We start from the raw sequence: 14,620 nt of genomic DNA, 5'->3' as shown, positions 1-14,620 counted from the left end.
TGGAGGGCAAGATAGCTTTATCTGGTAGTATTTATGCAATAGGAAGGCATGGCAAAATTAAAGCACTCCTTTCATAAGGGAGCGGCCCGCAAAAGACAGGGTTATTGTGTAAAATGGGTAATGTCGAGTGGTTGGAGGAATTTGAAATTCTATGTCTGTCGTAAAAATTGGTGTTGTTATCGGGAGTATTCGTGAAAACTCTCAATCGGATAGAATTGGAAAATATATCAATCTGTTGCTGAGTAATATGAATGTTAATATTCAGGTGGAGTACTTCTCTCTTCGGGACCTGGATATCCCCCTCTGGAATGAGGAAAAATGGGAAAGCGGCAGTGACCTCAAGAAATTCTGGAAGCCCATCTCGGACCGACTTAAATCATGTACCGGTTTTGTGGTTATCAGCCCTGAATGGGCCGGCATGTCGCCGCCACATCTCAAGAATTTCCTGCTTATGTGCGATAGCGGAGAACTGGCGCATAAACCCGCGCAGCTTATCGGGATCAGTTCCGGTATGGGAGGCGCCTATCCCGTGGCCGAGCTGCGCATGAGCGGCTATAAGAATAACTTTCTGTGGTGGATGCCGGATCACATGATTTTGCGCCAGGTCGAGAGTTTATTTGTGAGTACGCCACCATCCGATCTGGATACCCGCCTCACCGCCCGCCTGAATTATGGGCTTGAATTTCTTGTAGAAACCGCAAAAGCGATGCAGCCGGTTCGCGAAAAGGTGCAAAATCTAAAGCTATATAAAAACGGAATGTAGGGTTATTTGACCGATTTCAGAGTTTGTTTGTCAAAGCCTGCGAGCCTTTTGTAAGCCGTCGCCACTTCCTCCAATGTCGCTTGTGGAATGCAGGTGTGGATATCGCCACAGTTACCGGGGCATTGATCCCTCACCATTTGCATGACAAGTTCCGGGCCGGTTTGCCGGTTGGCGAGGGAAATTTTCGCCGTTGCCTCTCGCCGCGCGTCCTCATAGCCGATCAGCGCAGCATTTATTTCCGATTCTTCTGCCAGCTGGTCGGCAAGGGTCATGGCATCCAGCACCCCTTGTGATACGCCGTTGGAGCCGTTTGGATACATTGCATGTGCCGCATCCCCCATTAGGGTCACATGGCCAAAGGACCATCTGGGTAGCGGGTCACGGTCAACCATCGGAAATTTATGGATTGAGATGGCGTTATCGAATAGCTTTTCCAAATCCAGCCAGCCGAGGTGCCAGTCCGCAAAATAGGATTTAAAGTCCTCAAGCTGGCCTCTTTCGTTCCAGTCTGCCGCCCTCGCGGCAAGATCGGCAGGGATGCGGCGTTCCGCGATCCAGTTGATATAGGATTTTCCGCGCTCTGCACTCTCCGCCCGGATTGGATAGGCCACCAGCTTGAGGTCATTATGCCCGGCCATAAACATCGATCGGCCGTCAAGGAACGGCTCCATTTCCGTTACCCCACGCCAGAGCATCTGACCTGAATATTTGGGAGGGCCTTCATCAGGATAGAATATCTCCCTGAGACGGGAATTTATACCATCGGCACCGACAAGGAAGTCGCCGCGAGCACTGCTAATCGATTTCCCGGAATGACGATCGATAAAATGTGCGGTGACCCCCTCCGCATCCTGTTCGAAATTGCTAAAGTGATGGCCCGTAAGTATATTCTCCGGCCCAAGCCGCGCCCGTGCAGCATCGAGCAGGATCATATGAAAATCCCCTCGGTGGATGGAGAATTGCGGTACATCATATCCCGCCTCCCGCCCGCGAGGCTCCCGCCAGATGACTTTTCCATCCTCTGTGTAGTAGGCAAGACTTGAGGTCTTGATCGCGACTTTCTCGATTTCCGCCAATAGTCCAAGCTTCGCCAGATTCTTAATGGAATGAGGAAGTAGATTAATACCAACCCCTAAGGGTTTGATTTCTTTAACTCCCTCATACACACGCGCCTTTATTCCCTTCGCATGGAGCGCCAGTGCGAGAGTGAGGCCGACCAACCCGCCCCCCGCAATTATGCCGCTCCATTCCCGCATGGTCCTTCCTAAAAACCTTGTGCGGTCATGCCGTCATCCACGGCAATGACCGAGCCGGTCATGAAATCAGATCCAGGTCCGGCAAGAAGTAAAAGCGCCCCGTCCAGGTCGGCGGGCGTCCCGACTTTGCGGCCCGGCAGTTTGGATATGAGGCGCTTGCCGGGATCAGTTTCCCAATATTCCTGGTTAAGTTCGGTGACGATATAACCGGGGTTCAGGCAATTAACCTGAATTTTATAGCGTCCCCATTCATCGGCGAGCGCGCGGGTCATATGAGCGACGGCGGCCTTCGACATGCAGTAGGTAACGCTCTGCTTAAGGACCCGTGTCGCCGCGACAGAGGCGATATTGATGATCTTGCCGCCCTGTCCATGGCGGATCATGCTTTGGCCAACTGTCTGCGCCGCAAAAAAAGCGCCTTTACCGTTGGTATCCATGACATAATCAAAATCCTCTTCCGTTACCCTCTCGGCGGGACATTGGGCACTGACGCCGGAATTATTGACGAGGATATTGACGGGCCCGAGTTCTGTTTCGGCAACCTGAACCGCGTCGTGAATACTTTTGACATCCGTGACATCCATTCGCACAGGCAGGGCGCGGCCATCGAATGACGCAATTTCCGCCGCCAAAGATTCAAGTTTTTCTGTTCGGCGGGCGGCAAGGGTCACTTTTGCCCCGGCTCGCGCCAGAGTTAGGGCAAATTGCCAACCTAGACCGGAAGACGCGCCCGTTACTAAGGCGTGCCTGCCCTCAAGATTGTGAGGCGATGTCATAAAGTTTCTCCTGATCTGTGACTTGTTATTCTTTTCTTGTTCCCGATCATATGATTTCCCGTCCCGGGCCCAAAATCAAGGCTCCATTTTAGTGAGTGACCCTACACCGGATAGCGATAATGCCAGATATCAGGGAAACTCACGTTATTTTAAGGTTTCAGGCCTTAAACTGGGATTCACGAAATTGGGAGACATTGTTATGCTTTACGCCGCCAATCTTCTGGTTGTCTCGGATAGCCCGGCAAATAATATCGAACCCTGCCTGGCTAACGCTGGATACCGCTGCACGCGCCTGTCCTTCCTTGAAATGTTTGAACAGGAGTTTGGAGATCAATCGTTTGACCTTATCCTGATTGACGGGGAGAACAATTTTGCCCATGTCAATGTCAAGGATATAGCAAGGATGGCGGCAGAAAATAACTTTCCAACACTGCTGGTCGGGACAGCAGATATCCAATGCCGCATCCAGACAATCTCCCCGGGATATTGTGACCTTGAGCTTTTGAGCCGTGTTGCCTCCCTTGTACGACTGGAAAATATGGAGCAGGAACTGGCCCGCCGCATCGCGACAACTGAAATCTATGGCGTTGATATATCCGGGGTTACCTCGCCGGAGCCGGACATCGGAAAGGCCAATATCCTGATTGTTGGCAGCAAGACAATGGTGCTCGGAAATATACTCCTTCGGCTTGATACACAAACCAATATCCATATTTGCAAAAACCCGGATATGGCCCTTGATGATTTACGGGGGAACAATTTTGATGCTGTAATTCTTTCCGGGGTTGGCCATGGAGACAGTAACCTGCGGCTGTGTAATGATATCCGGAGCGATACGCGTCTTTATAATCTTCCCCTGTTGATGGTTCTGGAAAATATAGAAAACCGGCGCGCGGCCTTTGTTCATGGCGTGTCGGATATCATTCTGCATGAAATGGAAATGGATGCACTGATTAGCCGTCTCGGCCTTCATATTCAGCAATACCGTTATCGCTTCGCGATGCAAAAATTGTTTAGAATTGCCAAGCCGCACCCTGTGGCGGATGGCCTGACGGACCTTTATACCAATGGTTTCATGCGGACCCACCTACCTGTCATGTTTGATGAGCACGCGGCGCAGCACAAGGTTATGTCAGTGGCGTCCCTTAAGATTACCAATCTAGAGAAGGTAACGAGGAAACATGGCTATCCAACAGCCGATCAACTCCTAAGGCACGTAGGCTCCGCGCTTTCCAGCCTTGTGCGGGGGGAGGATTTTTGCAGCCATCTTGATATTGGACATTTCCTCATTGCGCTGCCCGGCACCCGAAAAGAAGAAGCGGCGGTCGCGCTTAAACGGGTTGAAGGAGTGCTTCGCACTACCGATTTCCTGCTTCCGCATCTGTCCCGTCCCATACGGGCCGAGACCTGTGCTGGTCTGGCGGAGGTCCAGCCCAATGATACGATCGAGGATATTGTTGCGCGCGGCCTTTCCTTCAATCCGAGCGATGAAAAGGCGGCGTAAGGTTTTTATTTTGGACTGATCGTTCCAATTGCCCCTTGATTGGGGTTTTGGGCTGCCCTATAATCAGGAAATGAAAATAGATATTGTCTCCGATACCGTGTGCCCGTGGTGTTTCATTGGCAAACGCAAACTTGAAGCCGCCCTCGCCGCCCGCCCTGATTTAGAGGTGGAGATTGCCTGGCATCCCTTTCAATTACACCCTGACATGCCTGCCGGTGGTGCAGACCGAAAAGAGTTTACCGCTCAAAAATTCGGGAGTGCCGAGCGCGCAAAAGAGCTTTATGATAACATAAAGGTCGCTGGGCAAGCCGTTGATATCCCATTTAATTTTGAAAAAATTAAACGCTCTCCAAATACTTTGGATTCCCATCGTTTGATCCGCTGGGCCTATTCTGCTGGATGTCAGGACGCACTTGTCGAAATCCTGTTTCGTCGGTTTTTTATCGATGGGGAAGATATCGGAGATCATGCCGTCTTGATTGCTGCCGCAGAAGAAGCGGGAATGGATAAAACTTTGGTCGCAGAACTCCTTGAAAAAGGAGCTGACCGGGAACTGGTGAGTGAAGAGGATACGCGTGCCCGGCAGATGGGGGTTTCTGGTGTTCCCTTCTTTATCCTCAATGACAAATATGCTGTGTCCGGGGCTCAGGATCCGGCTGCTTTTCTCGCCGCCTTCGACAAGATCGCCGAAACGGAGGCTGCCGAAGACGCTCCTGAATAAATCAGGCGGCGGCTTTCGCAATTTTCGCCAAATTCTGGGAGAGCCAGAGGACACCCTTTAGCCGATCCTCCGGATGCTGCCAACTGCGACTATGCACCAGCTTGTGGTCCCCACGAAGTTTCGTTGATCCCGGCGCACGTGAGATAAATTCCACCAGCCCACCGGGATTGTCGAACTTGTTGTCACGGAAAGTTAACACAGCGCCTTTCGGGCCGGCCTCGATTTTTTCGATATTCGCGTCCCGGCAGAAATGCTTGATCGTCATCACTTCAATTAAATGGGAAACCTCATCGGGGAGTGGACCAAAGCGATCCACCAACTCGATCGCGAACGCGTTGATTTCCTCCGCGGTTTCCTGCGCGGCAATGCGGCGATAAAGTTCCATGCGAAGGGAGAGATCAGCGACATAGGATTCGGGGATTAAAACGGATGTCCCGATGTTGATGCTGGGTGACCATTTGTCTTCCGCCTCCCCTGCATGGCCAAGCTCAGTCTCGCGGGCATTGGCCACCGCCTCTTCCAGCATTTCCTGATACAGCTCGAATCCGACTTCCTTGACATGGCCAGACTGTTCATCCCCCAGAAGGTTTCCGGCTCCGCGAATATCCAGATCATGGCTCGCCAGTGTAAAGCCCGCCCCCAGAGTATCGAGCGATTGCAGAACACGAAGCCGTTTTTCCGCTGCATCTGTAAGACGCTTGCGCGGCGGCAGGGTCAGATAGGCATAGGCCCGCGTTTTGGAGCGCCCGATACGTCCGCGAATCTGATAGAGTTGTGCCAGGCCAAACATATCTGCACGGTAGGTAATCAAGGTATTGGCGGACGGTATGTCCAGACCCGATTCAACAATATTTGTCGCCACGAGAACATCATAAGCGCCGTCATAAAAGGCATTCATCACGCTATCAAGTTCCTTGGCGGCGAGCTGGCCATGGGCGGTGACATATTTCACCTCCGGCACATGGTTGCGCAGGAAATTGCCGACATCGGGAAGATCTGAAAGCCGGGGGCAGACAATGAAGCTCTGTCCGCCGCGGTAATGTTCCCGCAAAAGGGCTTCACGAAGGACGACTGGATCGAAAGGCAATACAAAAGTGCGTATGGCAAGCCTGTCCACCGGCGGTGTCGCGATAATGGAAAGGTCCCTGATGCCCGTCATGGCGAGTTGCAAAGTACGCGGGATCGGGGTTGCTGTTAGTGTCAGGACATGGACATCAGCGCGCAGTTCTTTCAGCCGTTCCTTGTGACCAACACCAAAATGTTGTTCCTCGTCCACAATAACAAGGCCCAGATTCTTGAACTTAATGGATTTTGCCAGCAAGGCATGAGTGCCAATGACAATATCCACCTGCCCTGAGGTGAGATCAGCTTTTGTCTGAGACGCTTCTTTCGATGTCACCATACGCGAGAGCTGCGCTATTTTCACCGGTAAATCCGCGAATCGCGCTGTAAATCCCTTGAAATGTTGACGAGCCAGTAAGGTCGTCGGCGTGACAATCGCCACCTGTTGTCCGGCCATTGCGGCGGTAAAGGCGGCCCGCAGCGCCACTTCCGTCTTGCCGAAGCCGACATCACCGCAGATTAACCGGTCCATGGGCCGACCGCTTGCCATATCGGTCAGGGTATCCTCAATGGCTTTTAGTTGGTCTTCTGTTTCCTCAAACGGAAACCCGGCGCAAAATTCGGCATAGAGACCGTCTGGAGGTGTGAGTCGTTCCGCCTTTCGAAGTTGGCGGGCGGCGGCGATCCCGATTAACTGATCGGCCATTTCCATGACCCGTTTTTTAAGCTTTGCCTTTCGTGCCTGCCAACCCGATCCCCCGAGCTTGTCAAGCACCGCTGCCATATCGCTGCCACCGTAGCGCGACAGCATCTCAATATTTTCAACGGGCAGATAGATTTTATCACCGCCTGCATAAAGCAATGTTACGCAATCATGCGGCGCGCCGGAAATCTCGATAGTGGTCAAGCCTTCATATTGCGCAATGCCATGATCCACATGTACGACATAATCGCCCGGCGATAGCTGGGAGGCCTCCGCGATAAAATTCTCATGTCGTTTGGAGGATTTACGTGGTCGTACCAGCCGGTCACCGAGCACATCCTGTTCGCCAATAACAACAAATTCCGGTGTTTCAAATCCCTTTTCAAGCGGGAGAACGGCAAGATTAGGAATAAGAGGTCCGGAAATTTCCTGAAAACCCTCAATTTCCCGTATCGGTTCAATCCCGTGATCGGCAAGCACTGTCTTGTTTCGCGCACGCGACCCATTGGTGAAATACGCGAGGATAACCTGCTTCTTGTCTTTAAGTTTCTCGATAACGTGGGATTTCAGGTAATCATAGATATTGGCTTCATGACGGGCTCGTTCCGGTGCGAAGTCACGCCCGGCCTTGCCGTCAGCATCCAGCGTAGCCGCATCCTCTGTCCCGCTTTTGAACGGAGAGAATTGTCCGGCCGCCCGGCTTGCAATTGCCTGGTGCCATTCATCCGGATCAAGGTAGAGATATTGCGGAGGGAGTGGCTTATAATCAGCGGCACCCGCTGGCGCAGCGTCCTTGCGGCTCTCGAAATAGTCGATAACGGTGTCATGGCGCGCCGTTAGCGCCTCTTCCAGCATATGATCCAGAAACAGAATGGCGTTCGGGAGGTAATCGAATATTGTTGCCATTTGCTCGTGATAGAGCGGCAGCCAATGCTCCATTCCGGCGTGACGGCGTTTTTCACTTACCGCTTCATACAGCGGATCATCCTGGGTGACGGCGCCAAATTCTTCCCGATAGCGAGAGCGGAACAGCGGAACGGAATGATCGTTGAGGAGAAATTCTGAGGCGGCGGTAAATTCGAGCTTGTCGATCTTGCCCGTTGATCTCTGGTTCAGGGCGTCAAATGCACGAATGCCGTCCACCTGGTCCCCGAAAAGATCAAGACGGACCGGATTTTCCGCCCCCGGCGGATAAATATCAATCAGGCCCCCGCGTACGGCAAATTCCCCCGGTTCCATTACCGTGCCGATGCGGGTGAACCCATTGGCAACCAGATAAGCCGTCAGTTCCCGTCCGTTGATCTTGTCGCCAACCCGAACACTGAACCGGCTATTCTTCACCATGTCGACAGGCGGTACCCGCTGGGTGATTGCATTGAGGGTAGTGAGGAAAATCCGCGGCTTTGTCGCCTCTTCCGTCATCCGGCCAAGGCTCGTCATGCGGTGGGCGATAATCTCGGAGTTGGGGGATACCCGGTCATAGGGCAGGCAATCCCAGGCGGGAAAACTGACCACCTCTATATCCGGACAGAAAAAGGCCAGTGTCGCCTCCGTCGCCGCCATGCGAATATCTTCGCGCAGTACAAAGAGAATGTCGCGGTCACTGTCGCGGGCGATTTCACCCAGAAGATAGGCGTCATAACCTTCGGGTACCGATTCAACCCGAAATGCATGATCGCCTCGGGATAGTTCCAATATCCGGGTGCGAAGGCGCGGAATTGTTGTCTCACTCATGCAGGTTTAATCTTTGCTGCGTTGCTCAAACTGGGTGTACTCTTTTAATAACGCCATGACATTTGTCTGGAATTCCGGCGGGGTTTCTTCGCGCCCAACGGCCCAGACGTAGATATTCGGATCCCCCGCTTTAAGCAATGTCTCGTATATATCGAGTTCTTCGGGGGAAAACTCCGGCAGATATTTGCGGGCAAATCCACCCAGAAGGAGGTCTGTTTCCTTCATGCCTGTATAAAGGGAACGATGGATAAGCCGTTTGCGGCGGATGGTAATATCTTCGGTCATGGTCACACGCTTTCATTGGGTCGTGAATGGATATAACCCGTCTTGTCCGCGCTGTCAGCAGGAAGTGACACCGGAAAGTATTTTACAAGGAATGCGTCATTGACCTGACATGCCGTCCCACCGCAAAATAGGCGGGAATAAAACATGAGGGAAACCGGTGCGCCCAGAAGTCCTGTATCAATTATTTTCTCCCATCAGCAAACTCACCGGTATTGGGCCACGATTGACCGCCTTGATTGAGAAGCTGGCCGGGCCAAACATTATCGATCTCGCCTGGCACTTGCCGTCCGGGCTGGTGACGCGGCAACAGGTAACAACCCTGACACCGGAGCTGATCAATCAGAACATCGTCGTGACGCTGCATGTCGATCAACATCTCCCGTCCCGCAATCGGCGGGTGCCCTATAGAATCCAGTGCCATGCCGGTGATTCGAGCCTCACCCTCACCTTTTTCAATGGTCGGGAACGCTACCTGCGACAACAGCTACCAGAGGGACAGGAGCGGATTATCAGCGGCAAGTTGGAAGAATATGCGGGTGAATACCAGATTACCCACCCCGACCATATCGCTACAAGGGAGACGGTGGAAACGGTGCCCTTGTTCGAGCCGGTATATCCCTTAACTGCGGGCTTGACCAACCAGACTTTCATCAAGACCTCCCGGCAGTTCCTTCCGCTGCTTCCAGACTTGCCCGAATGGAATGATAAAAGCCTGATGGCGCGAGAAAAATGGGAGGGTTGGAAGGAGAGCTTGAGCCGCGCGCATTCTCCGAAATCCGAGGAAGAACTTGAGCGAGATACCCCCGCCCGTTCTCGCCTTGCCTATGATGAATTACTGGCCAACCAGTTAGCACTGGAACTTGTTCGCCGCAGCATGAAGCGTAAACCGGGCAGGTCCCTGACCGAAACCGGAGAGATCAGAGAAAAGGTGCTGGCCTCCCTGCCCTTCAAATTGACGGGCGCCCAGAATAACGCGCTCAAGGAAATAAGGGAGGATATGGCGGGACCGCATCGAATGCTTCGTCTGTTACAGGGAGATGTTGGAAGCGGAAAGACCGTTGTTGCGCTGCTGGCGATGGTACAGGCTGTGGAGGCAGGCGCGCAGGCCACCATCATGGCGCCAACAGAAATCCTCGCCCGTCAGCATTTTAATGCGATTGAACCACTGGCGGCTGAGGCGGGTATGAAATGCCTGCTGATCACTGGCCGGCTTAAAGGAAAGAAGCGGACGGAAATACTGGCGGAACTTGAAGAAGGCACTGTCGATCTGGTGGTCGGTACCCATGCCCTGTTTCAGGAGGATGTGAAATTCCATGACCTTGGCCTTGCCATTATTGACGAACAGCACCGATTTGGGGTCCATCAGCGTCTTGCGCTTAGTGCAAAGGGGCGTCATGGCAAGGGCGGTGTTGATGTGTTGGTGATGACGGCAACCCCGATCCCTCGCACGTTGGCGCTCACAGCCTATGGTGATATGGATGTATCGATCATCGCCGAGAAACCGCCGGGGCGTAAGCCCGTTGATACCCGGGCAATAGATCTGGAACGTCTGGAAGCGGTTGCACAGGGATTGGGGAGGAAACTCGCGGCCGGAGAGCGGGTTTACTGGGTTTGCCCGTTGGTAGAGGAATCGCAGGTTCTGGATGTTGCCGCAGCAGAAGAGCGTTTTACCTACCTCCAGCATCTATATGGTCATCAGGTCGGGCTGATCCACGGTCGTTTAAAGCCGGATGAAAAAGATGCCACCATGCAGCGCTTCATGGCCGGAGAGATCAATATCCTGGTAGCAACAACTGTGATTGAGGTTGGCGTTGATGTGCCGGAGGCGACCGTGATGATTATCGAACATGCAGAGCGTTTCGGTCTCGCCCAACTCCACCAGCTTCGCGGACGTGTTGGCCGCGGAGGCCTTGAGGGAACCTGCCTGCTTCTTTACGCCGCCCCCTTGAGTGAGACACAGAAAGCGCGTCTTGGGATCCTGCGCGAAACGGAAGACGGGTTTCGAATTGCCGAGGAGGATTTACGCTTGCGTGGGGCCGGTGAATTGTTGGGGACGCGTCAAAGCGGCCTTCCGGAATTCAAGCTGGCCGACCTGCATGCGCATTCCCGTTTGCTAATCATCGCCCGGGATGATGCGCGGCTCATCCTTGAAAAGGATAAAGCGCTTGCGAGTGAGCGTGGCAGCGCCCTAAAAACGCTGCTTTATCTTTTCGAGCGGGATAGCGCCATACGTTATCTGTCAGGCTGAGGTTGGTTTTTTCTCAATGTCGGCTTTGGGTGGTAAGGATTTCTTTTTCTCCTCCTTGCCTGCGTCGTCCGCCTTTGGTGCCTCTGGCCAGATCATGCCAGCGGAAATAACGAGCTTAACCCCCTCCTCGACCGACATATCGAGATATTTCAGGTCCTTCTTGGGCACAAACAGCAAAAAACCGGAGGTCGGGTTAGGCGTTGTCGGTAAAAAGATGCTGATCATGTCGTCTTCATTCAGCTTATCCACTTCACCTCTTGCCTGACTGGTCACAAAGGCGAGCGCCCAGACACCCTTGCGCGGATATTCGAGCAGGACGACATCCCGAAATGAGGTGCTCGATTGCGCGAGAACCGTCTCCATAATTTGTTTAAGCGCATGATAGATTGACCGAACCACTGGCATGCGGCCAACAATACGCTCCCCGAACGTCAGTAATGCGCGGCCGAGATAGTTGGCAGTCAGGAAACCGATTACAATCAGTGTAAATCCGGCGATGATGACCCCGAGGCCCGGGACACTGAACGGCAAATATGTCTCCGGGTTATAGCGCGCCGGTATCAATGGCGTGATATTGGCGTCGACAAAGGAAACAAAAACATACGTCAGGTAAATGGTGATTGCGATCGGCGCGGTGACAACGATACCCGTCAGGAAATAAGTGCGAAGACGCGCTAACGGGCTAACCTTTGGAGCTGGTTCTACAAAGACAGGCTTTTTTTCTTCATCGTCAGGTGTACCTGTATTCGTGGTCTTATTAAACATTTTCCGCCAATCATATTTAAAACAGTATAAATTTTACAGTGTTACCAGATTTTCTTGAGTGATACTGAAGATTACCATGAAGGTCAGGGGCTGTCTTTTGAAATTTCTGATCCGGCCCGGACTGTAAACCACATCTTAAGAATAACAGCCTACAATTGCCGCTTGTTTAAGCTGCACCGCGCATCACCGTGGTTGTATTGGGACCTGAAGACGGTTTATGAACTATCAAAAACTAAAAAATATCTGGGGCACGAACGGGGTTGCCCTGCTCTCGGGATCGCTTGGCACCCTCTTGTTAGTGGCTGTTTTCACCGATAGTATTTACAGCACTATATATTGCCTTCTGGCGGCATTTACCTTGCTGATTTGTTCCGCCTTGGCTTTTTTCCAGGCAGGACAGGTTCGGGAAAAGAAAAGTTCTCTGCTGGTCAAGGAATCCATGCTCGACATGGTTTTCGATAACCTTACTATCGGGATCAGCGTTTTCGATGAAAATTTCCGACTGTTGAAATGGAATACGCAATACACAGAACTGGTGGAAGTTGATGAGGCCCTTCTCTCACCGCAAACCACCCTACAAGACATGCTATCTTGGAGTTTCGAAAAATATGTCAATGTGGGTGACGATAAAGACGCTTTCATTTCAGAAACATTGGAGCAAATGGATGGGCGCGTTTCCGGCAAGATGGACCGTCATTTCGTCAGTGGAAAAATTATAGAAGTATCCTTCAGCAAGTGCCCGGGAGGTGGATTCATCCTGACCATTTCCGATGTAACCTCAACGCGGTTAGCGGAGAAAACATTACGGGAGAATGAAGACCGGTACCGTACAATGGTAGAGCTTTCGCCCGATGCCATTGTCGCCCACAAGAGCGGCTTTATTATTTATGTCAACGAAGCCGCCTTGACCTTATTCAAGCTTAAAAACCGACACGACCTGATCGGTCAGAAGATTTCCAGCTATTTCCCTTATTCGGACAGAGACGCTTTAACCCCCTACTTCGGCAGCGCCGATGACGATAAAACCATCAAAAACCTCAGTTCCCTTAAATCAAAGGTTATCCGCGAGGACGGGAGCCAGATCGATGTCGAGATGGAAGCGTCAGCCCTGCTTTATGGAGAAGGTAATGTCCTGCAATTAGTGATCCGGGATATCTCGGTCCAGATGCAGATTGAGGATTTCCTGAAACAGGCCAAGGATGAAGCCGAATATGCAGCGCAGATCAAGGGTAAGTTTCTTGCCAATATGAGCCATGAGCTGCGGACTCCGCTGAATGCGGTGATCGGATTTTCCGAGGTGATCATATCCGAGATCTTTGGCCCCGTAGGGTCCAAAAAATATCTGGAATATGCGCATGATATTAATGCGAGTGGCTTGCACCTGCTTGAACTGATTAACGATATCCTGGATTTCTCAAAGGTTGAAGCTGGAGAGCAGAAGATTAAGGAAGAGCAAGTCGAAGTCGATGTGCTTGTCAATGAATGCATCCGCCTCACGCAGCAGCGTGCAATTGAGAATGACATCAATATCAAGCTGGAATTTGATCCATTGTTGCCCCAGGTGTTTGCGGATCGCCGGATGATCAAACAGATCCTGATCAATCTTCTTTCAAATGCCGTTAAATTTACGCCTACCGGGGGTCGCATCATTACCTCGGTGCAGCTCCTTGAAAATGCGGGCATGAAAATCAGCGTGTGTGATAACGGCATTGGTATCCGTGAGGATGACATCGAACGCGCCCTCACCCCCTTCGTCCAGGTTGATAATGATAAAAGCCGTAAATATCATGGGACGGGTCTCGGCCTGCCGCTTTCGAAGAATCTCGCGGAAATGCATGAAGGCCGCCTGGAGGTAGAAAGCAAATATGGTGAGGGGACCATTGTCACGCTTTATTTGCCGCAGTATCGGATCTGTGAAAAAGCGGCCTGAGCGATCCTCCTTTTTTCAAAAATTTTAGTCGCCGCTCTTGCCAATTGCGTCGGAAGAGTGAACTATCCTGCCAACCAAAAGGAGGATATTTATGCGGTTAAAAGATAAGGTCGCCATTGTTACGGGCGCTGGCTCAGGCTTTGGTGAGGCTATGGCAAAACTTTTCGCGTCAGAGGGCGCAAAAGTTGTCGTTAGCGATATTAATGGTGCAGCGGCGGCGTCCGTTACAAAGGATATCACAGAGGCAGGCGGTGTTGCGATCAGCAGCGAATGTGACGTCACCAGCGCAGATGATATTGAAGCGATGGCGCGGCAAGCCCTCGACAATTTTCAGAAAATAGACATTCTGGTGAACAACGCTGGCATGCCGCAGCGGAACTGTTCCATGTTCGATGTGGATGTCGATACCTTTGAGAAGATTTTTGACGTGAATGTTAAAAGTATCTTCCTGACAACCAAGGGGATCGTTCCGCATATGCTGGAAAATGGCGGGAGTGTCGTCAACATTGCCTCTACGGCGGCTTTGAGCCCCCGTCCCGGCCTGACCTGGTATAACGCGAGCAAGGGCGCCGTTGTGACTATGTCGAAATCCATGGCGGTTGAGCTGGCGCCGAAACAGGTGCGCGTCAATTCACTCTGCCCGGTTTTTGCCCATACCCCAATGGCAGTGGAATTCATGGGTGGTGTTGATACCCAGGAAATTCGCGATAAATTCGTCGCAACGATTCCGCTCGGACGTGAGAATACGCCGCGCGATCTTGCCCATGCGGCGCTCTGGCTCGCCTCTGATGATGCATCCTTTATTACAGGCGTGGCGCTGGAAGTGGATGGTGGTCGCTGCGTCTGACAAACAGAATGCGAAAAAACGGATTG

Annotated in this window: 11 protein-coding genes; 6 read left to right on the top strand and 5 right to left on the bottom strand. The window is 52.1% G+C overall.

Going from position 1 to position 14,620, the window contains the following annotated elements:
- The first annotated feature begins 151 nt into the window (after nucleotides 1-151).
- On the top strand, nucleotides 152-763 hold the full coding sequence (locus GQE98_RS07070) for an NADPH-dependent FMN reductase (protein WP_161314980.1): 612 nt from the start codon (nucleotides 152-154) through the stop codon (nucleotides 761-763).
- 2 nt (nucleotides 764-765) lie between these two features.
- Here the strand turns inward: GQE98_RS07070 and GQE98_RS07065 are convergent, their stop codons facing one another.
- Complete coding sequence (locus GQE98_RS07065; RefSeq protein ID WP_161314979.1) at nucleotides 766-2,019, bottom strand: flavin-dependent oxidoreductase; 1,254 nt, start codon at nucleotides 2,017-2,019, stop codon at nucleotides 766-768.
- 8 nt (nucleotides 2,020-2,027) lie between these two features.
- A complete protein-coding gene (locus GQE98_RS07060) occupies nucleotides 2,028-2,795 on the bottom strand; it encodes an SDR family NAD(P)-dependent oxidoreductase (protein WP_161314978.1) in 768 nt (255 codons plus the stop codon).
- A gap of 91 nt (nucleotides 2,796-2,886) precedes the next feature.
- Between GQE98_RS07060 and GQE98_RS18400 the strand changes: the two genes are divergently transcribed.
- Both GQE98_RS18400 and GQE98_RS07050 read left to right on the top strand, forming a co-directional pair.
- A complete protein-coding gene (locus tag GQE98_RS18400) occupies nucleotides 2,887-4,299 on the top strand; it encodes a diguanylate cyclase domain-containing protein (RefSeq protein ID WP_161314977.1) in 1,413 nt (470 codons plus the stop codon).
- Nucleotides 4,300-4,327: 28 nt separating this feature from the next.
- Complete coding sequence (locus GQE98_RS07050) at nucleotides 4,328-5,020, top strand: DsbA family oxidoreductase (protein ID WP_202526141.1); 693 nt, start codon at nucleotides 4,328-4,330, stop codon at nucleotides 5,018-5,020.
- A gap of 1 nt (nucleotide 5,021) precedes the next feature.
- Here the strand turns inward: GQE98_RS07050 and mfd are convergent, their stop codons facing one another.
- Both mfd and GQE98_RS07040 read right to left on the bottom strand, forming a co-directional pair.
- Nucleotides 5,022-8,519, bottom strand: coding sequence for a transcription-repair coupling factor (gene mfd / locus GQE98_RS07045; RefSeq protein WP_161314976.1), 3,498 nt, complete (start codon nucleotides 8,517-8,519; stop codon nucleotides 5,022-5,024).
- A 6-nt stretch (nucleotides 8,520-8,525) separates the two neighbouring features.
- Entirely contained in the window at nucleotides 8,526-8,804 is a 279-nt protein-coding gene (locus GQE98_RS07040) for a succinate dehydrogenase assembly factor 2 (protein WP_161314975.1), read from the bottom strand.
- A gap of 157 nt (nucleotides 8,805-8,961) precedes the next feature.
- Between GQE98_RS07040 and recG the strand changes: the two genes are divergently transcribed.
- The gene (recG, locus tag GQE98_RS07035) at nucleotides 8,962-11,052 is read left to right on the top strand and encodes an ATP-dependent DNA helicase RecG (protein WP_161314974.1); all 2,091 of its coding nucleotides are present in this window, start codon (nucleotides 8,962-8,964) and stop codon (nucleotides 11,050-11,052) included.
- Here recG and GQE98_RS07030 read toward each other — a convergent pair.
- Nucleotides 11,044-11,817, bottom strand: a complete 774-nt coding sequence (locus GQE98_RS07030) for a DUF502 domain-containing protein (protein ID WP_161314973.1) — start codon at nucleotides 11,815-11,817, stop codon at nucleotides 11,044-11,046. The genes recG and GQE98_RS07030 overlap by 9 nt on opposite strands.
- A 217-nt stretch (nucleotides 11,818-12,034) precedes the next feature.
- Here GQE98_RS07030 and GQE98_RS07025 point away from each other — a divergent pair, with 217 nt between their 5' ends.
- Complete coding sequence (locus GQE98_RS07025; RefSeq protein ID WP_161314972.1) at nucleotides 12,035-13,747, top strand: sensor histidine kinase; 1,713 nt, start codon at nucleotides 12,035-12,037, stop codon at nucleotides 13,745-13,747.
- 91 nt (nucleotides 13,748-13,838) lie between these two features.
- Entirely contained in the window at nucleotides 13,839-14,594 is a 756-nt protein-coding gene (locus tag GQE98_RS07020; protein WP_161314971.1) for a glucose 1-dehydrogenase, read from the top strand.
- Nucleotides 14,595-14,620 lie beyond the last annotated feature (26 nt).

It is taken from the genome of Sneathiella litorea (assembly GCF_009882915.1).
Lineage (GTDB): Bacteria > Pseudomonadota > Alphaproteobacteria > Sneathiellales > Sneathiellaceae > Sneathiella > Sneathiella litorea.
This window is presented reverse-complemented; position numbering and strand designations above follow the sequence as displayed.

Coding starts and splice junctions, on each gene's coding strand:
- mfd (WP_161314976.1), bottom strand. CDS start 8,519: ATGAGTGAGACAACAATTCCGCGCCTTCGCACCCGGATATTGGAACTA.
- GQE98_RS07060 (WP_161314978.1), bottom strand. CDS start 2,795: ATGACATCGCCTCACAATCTTGAGGGCAGGCACGCCTTAGTAACGGGC.
- GQE98_RS07040 (WP_161314975.1), bottom strand. CDS start 8,804: ATGACCGAAGATATTACCATCCGCCGCAAACGGCTTATCCATCGTTCC.
- GQE98_RS07065 (WP_161314979.1), bottom strand. CDS start 2,019: ATGCGGGAATGGAGCGGCATAATTGCGGGGGGCGGGTTGGTCGGCCTC.
- GQE98_RS07030 (WP_161314973.1), bottom strand. CDS start 11,817: ATGTTTAATAAGACCACGAATACAGGTACACCTGACGATGAAGAAAAA.
- GQE98_RS07025 (WP_161314972.1), top strand. CDS start 12,035: ATGAACTATCAAAAACTAAAAAATATCTGGGGCACGAACGGGGTTGCC.
- GQE98_RS07070 (WP_161314980.1), top strand. CDS start 152: ATGTCTGTCGTAAAAATTGGTGTTGTTATCGGGAGTATTCGTGAAAAC.
- GQE98_RS07020 (WP_161314971.1), top strand. CDS start 13,839: ATGCGGTTAAAAGATAAGGTCGCCATTGTTACGGGCGCTGGCTCAGGC.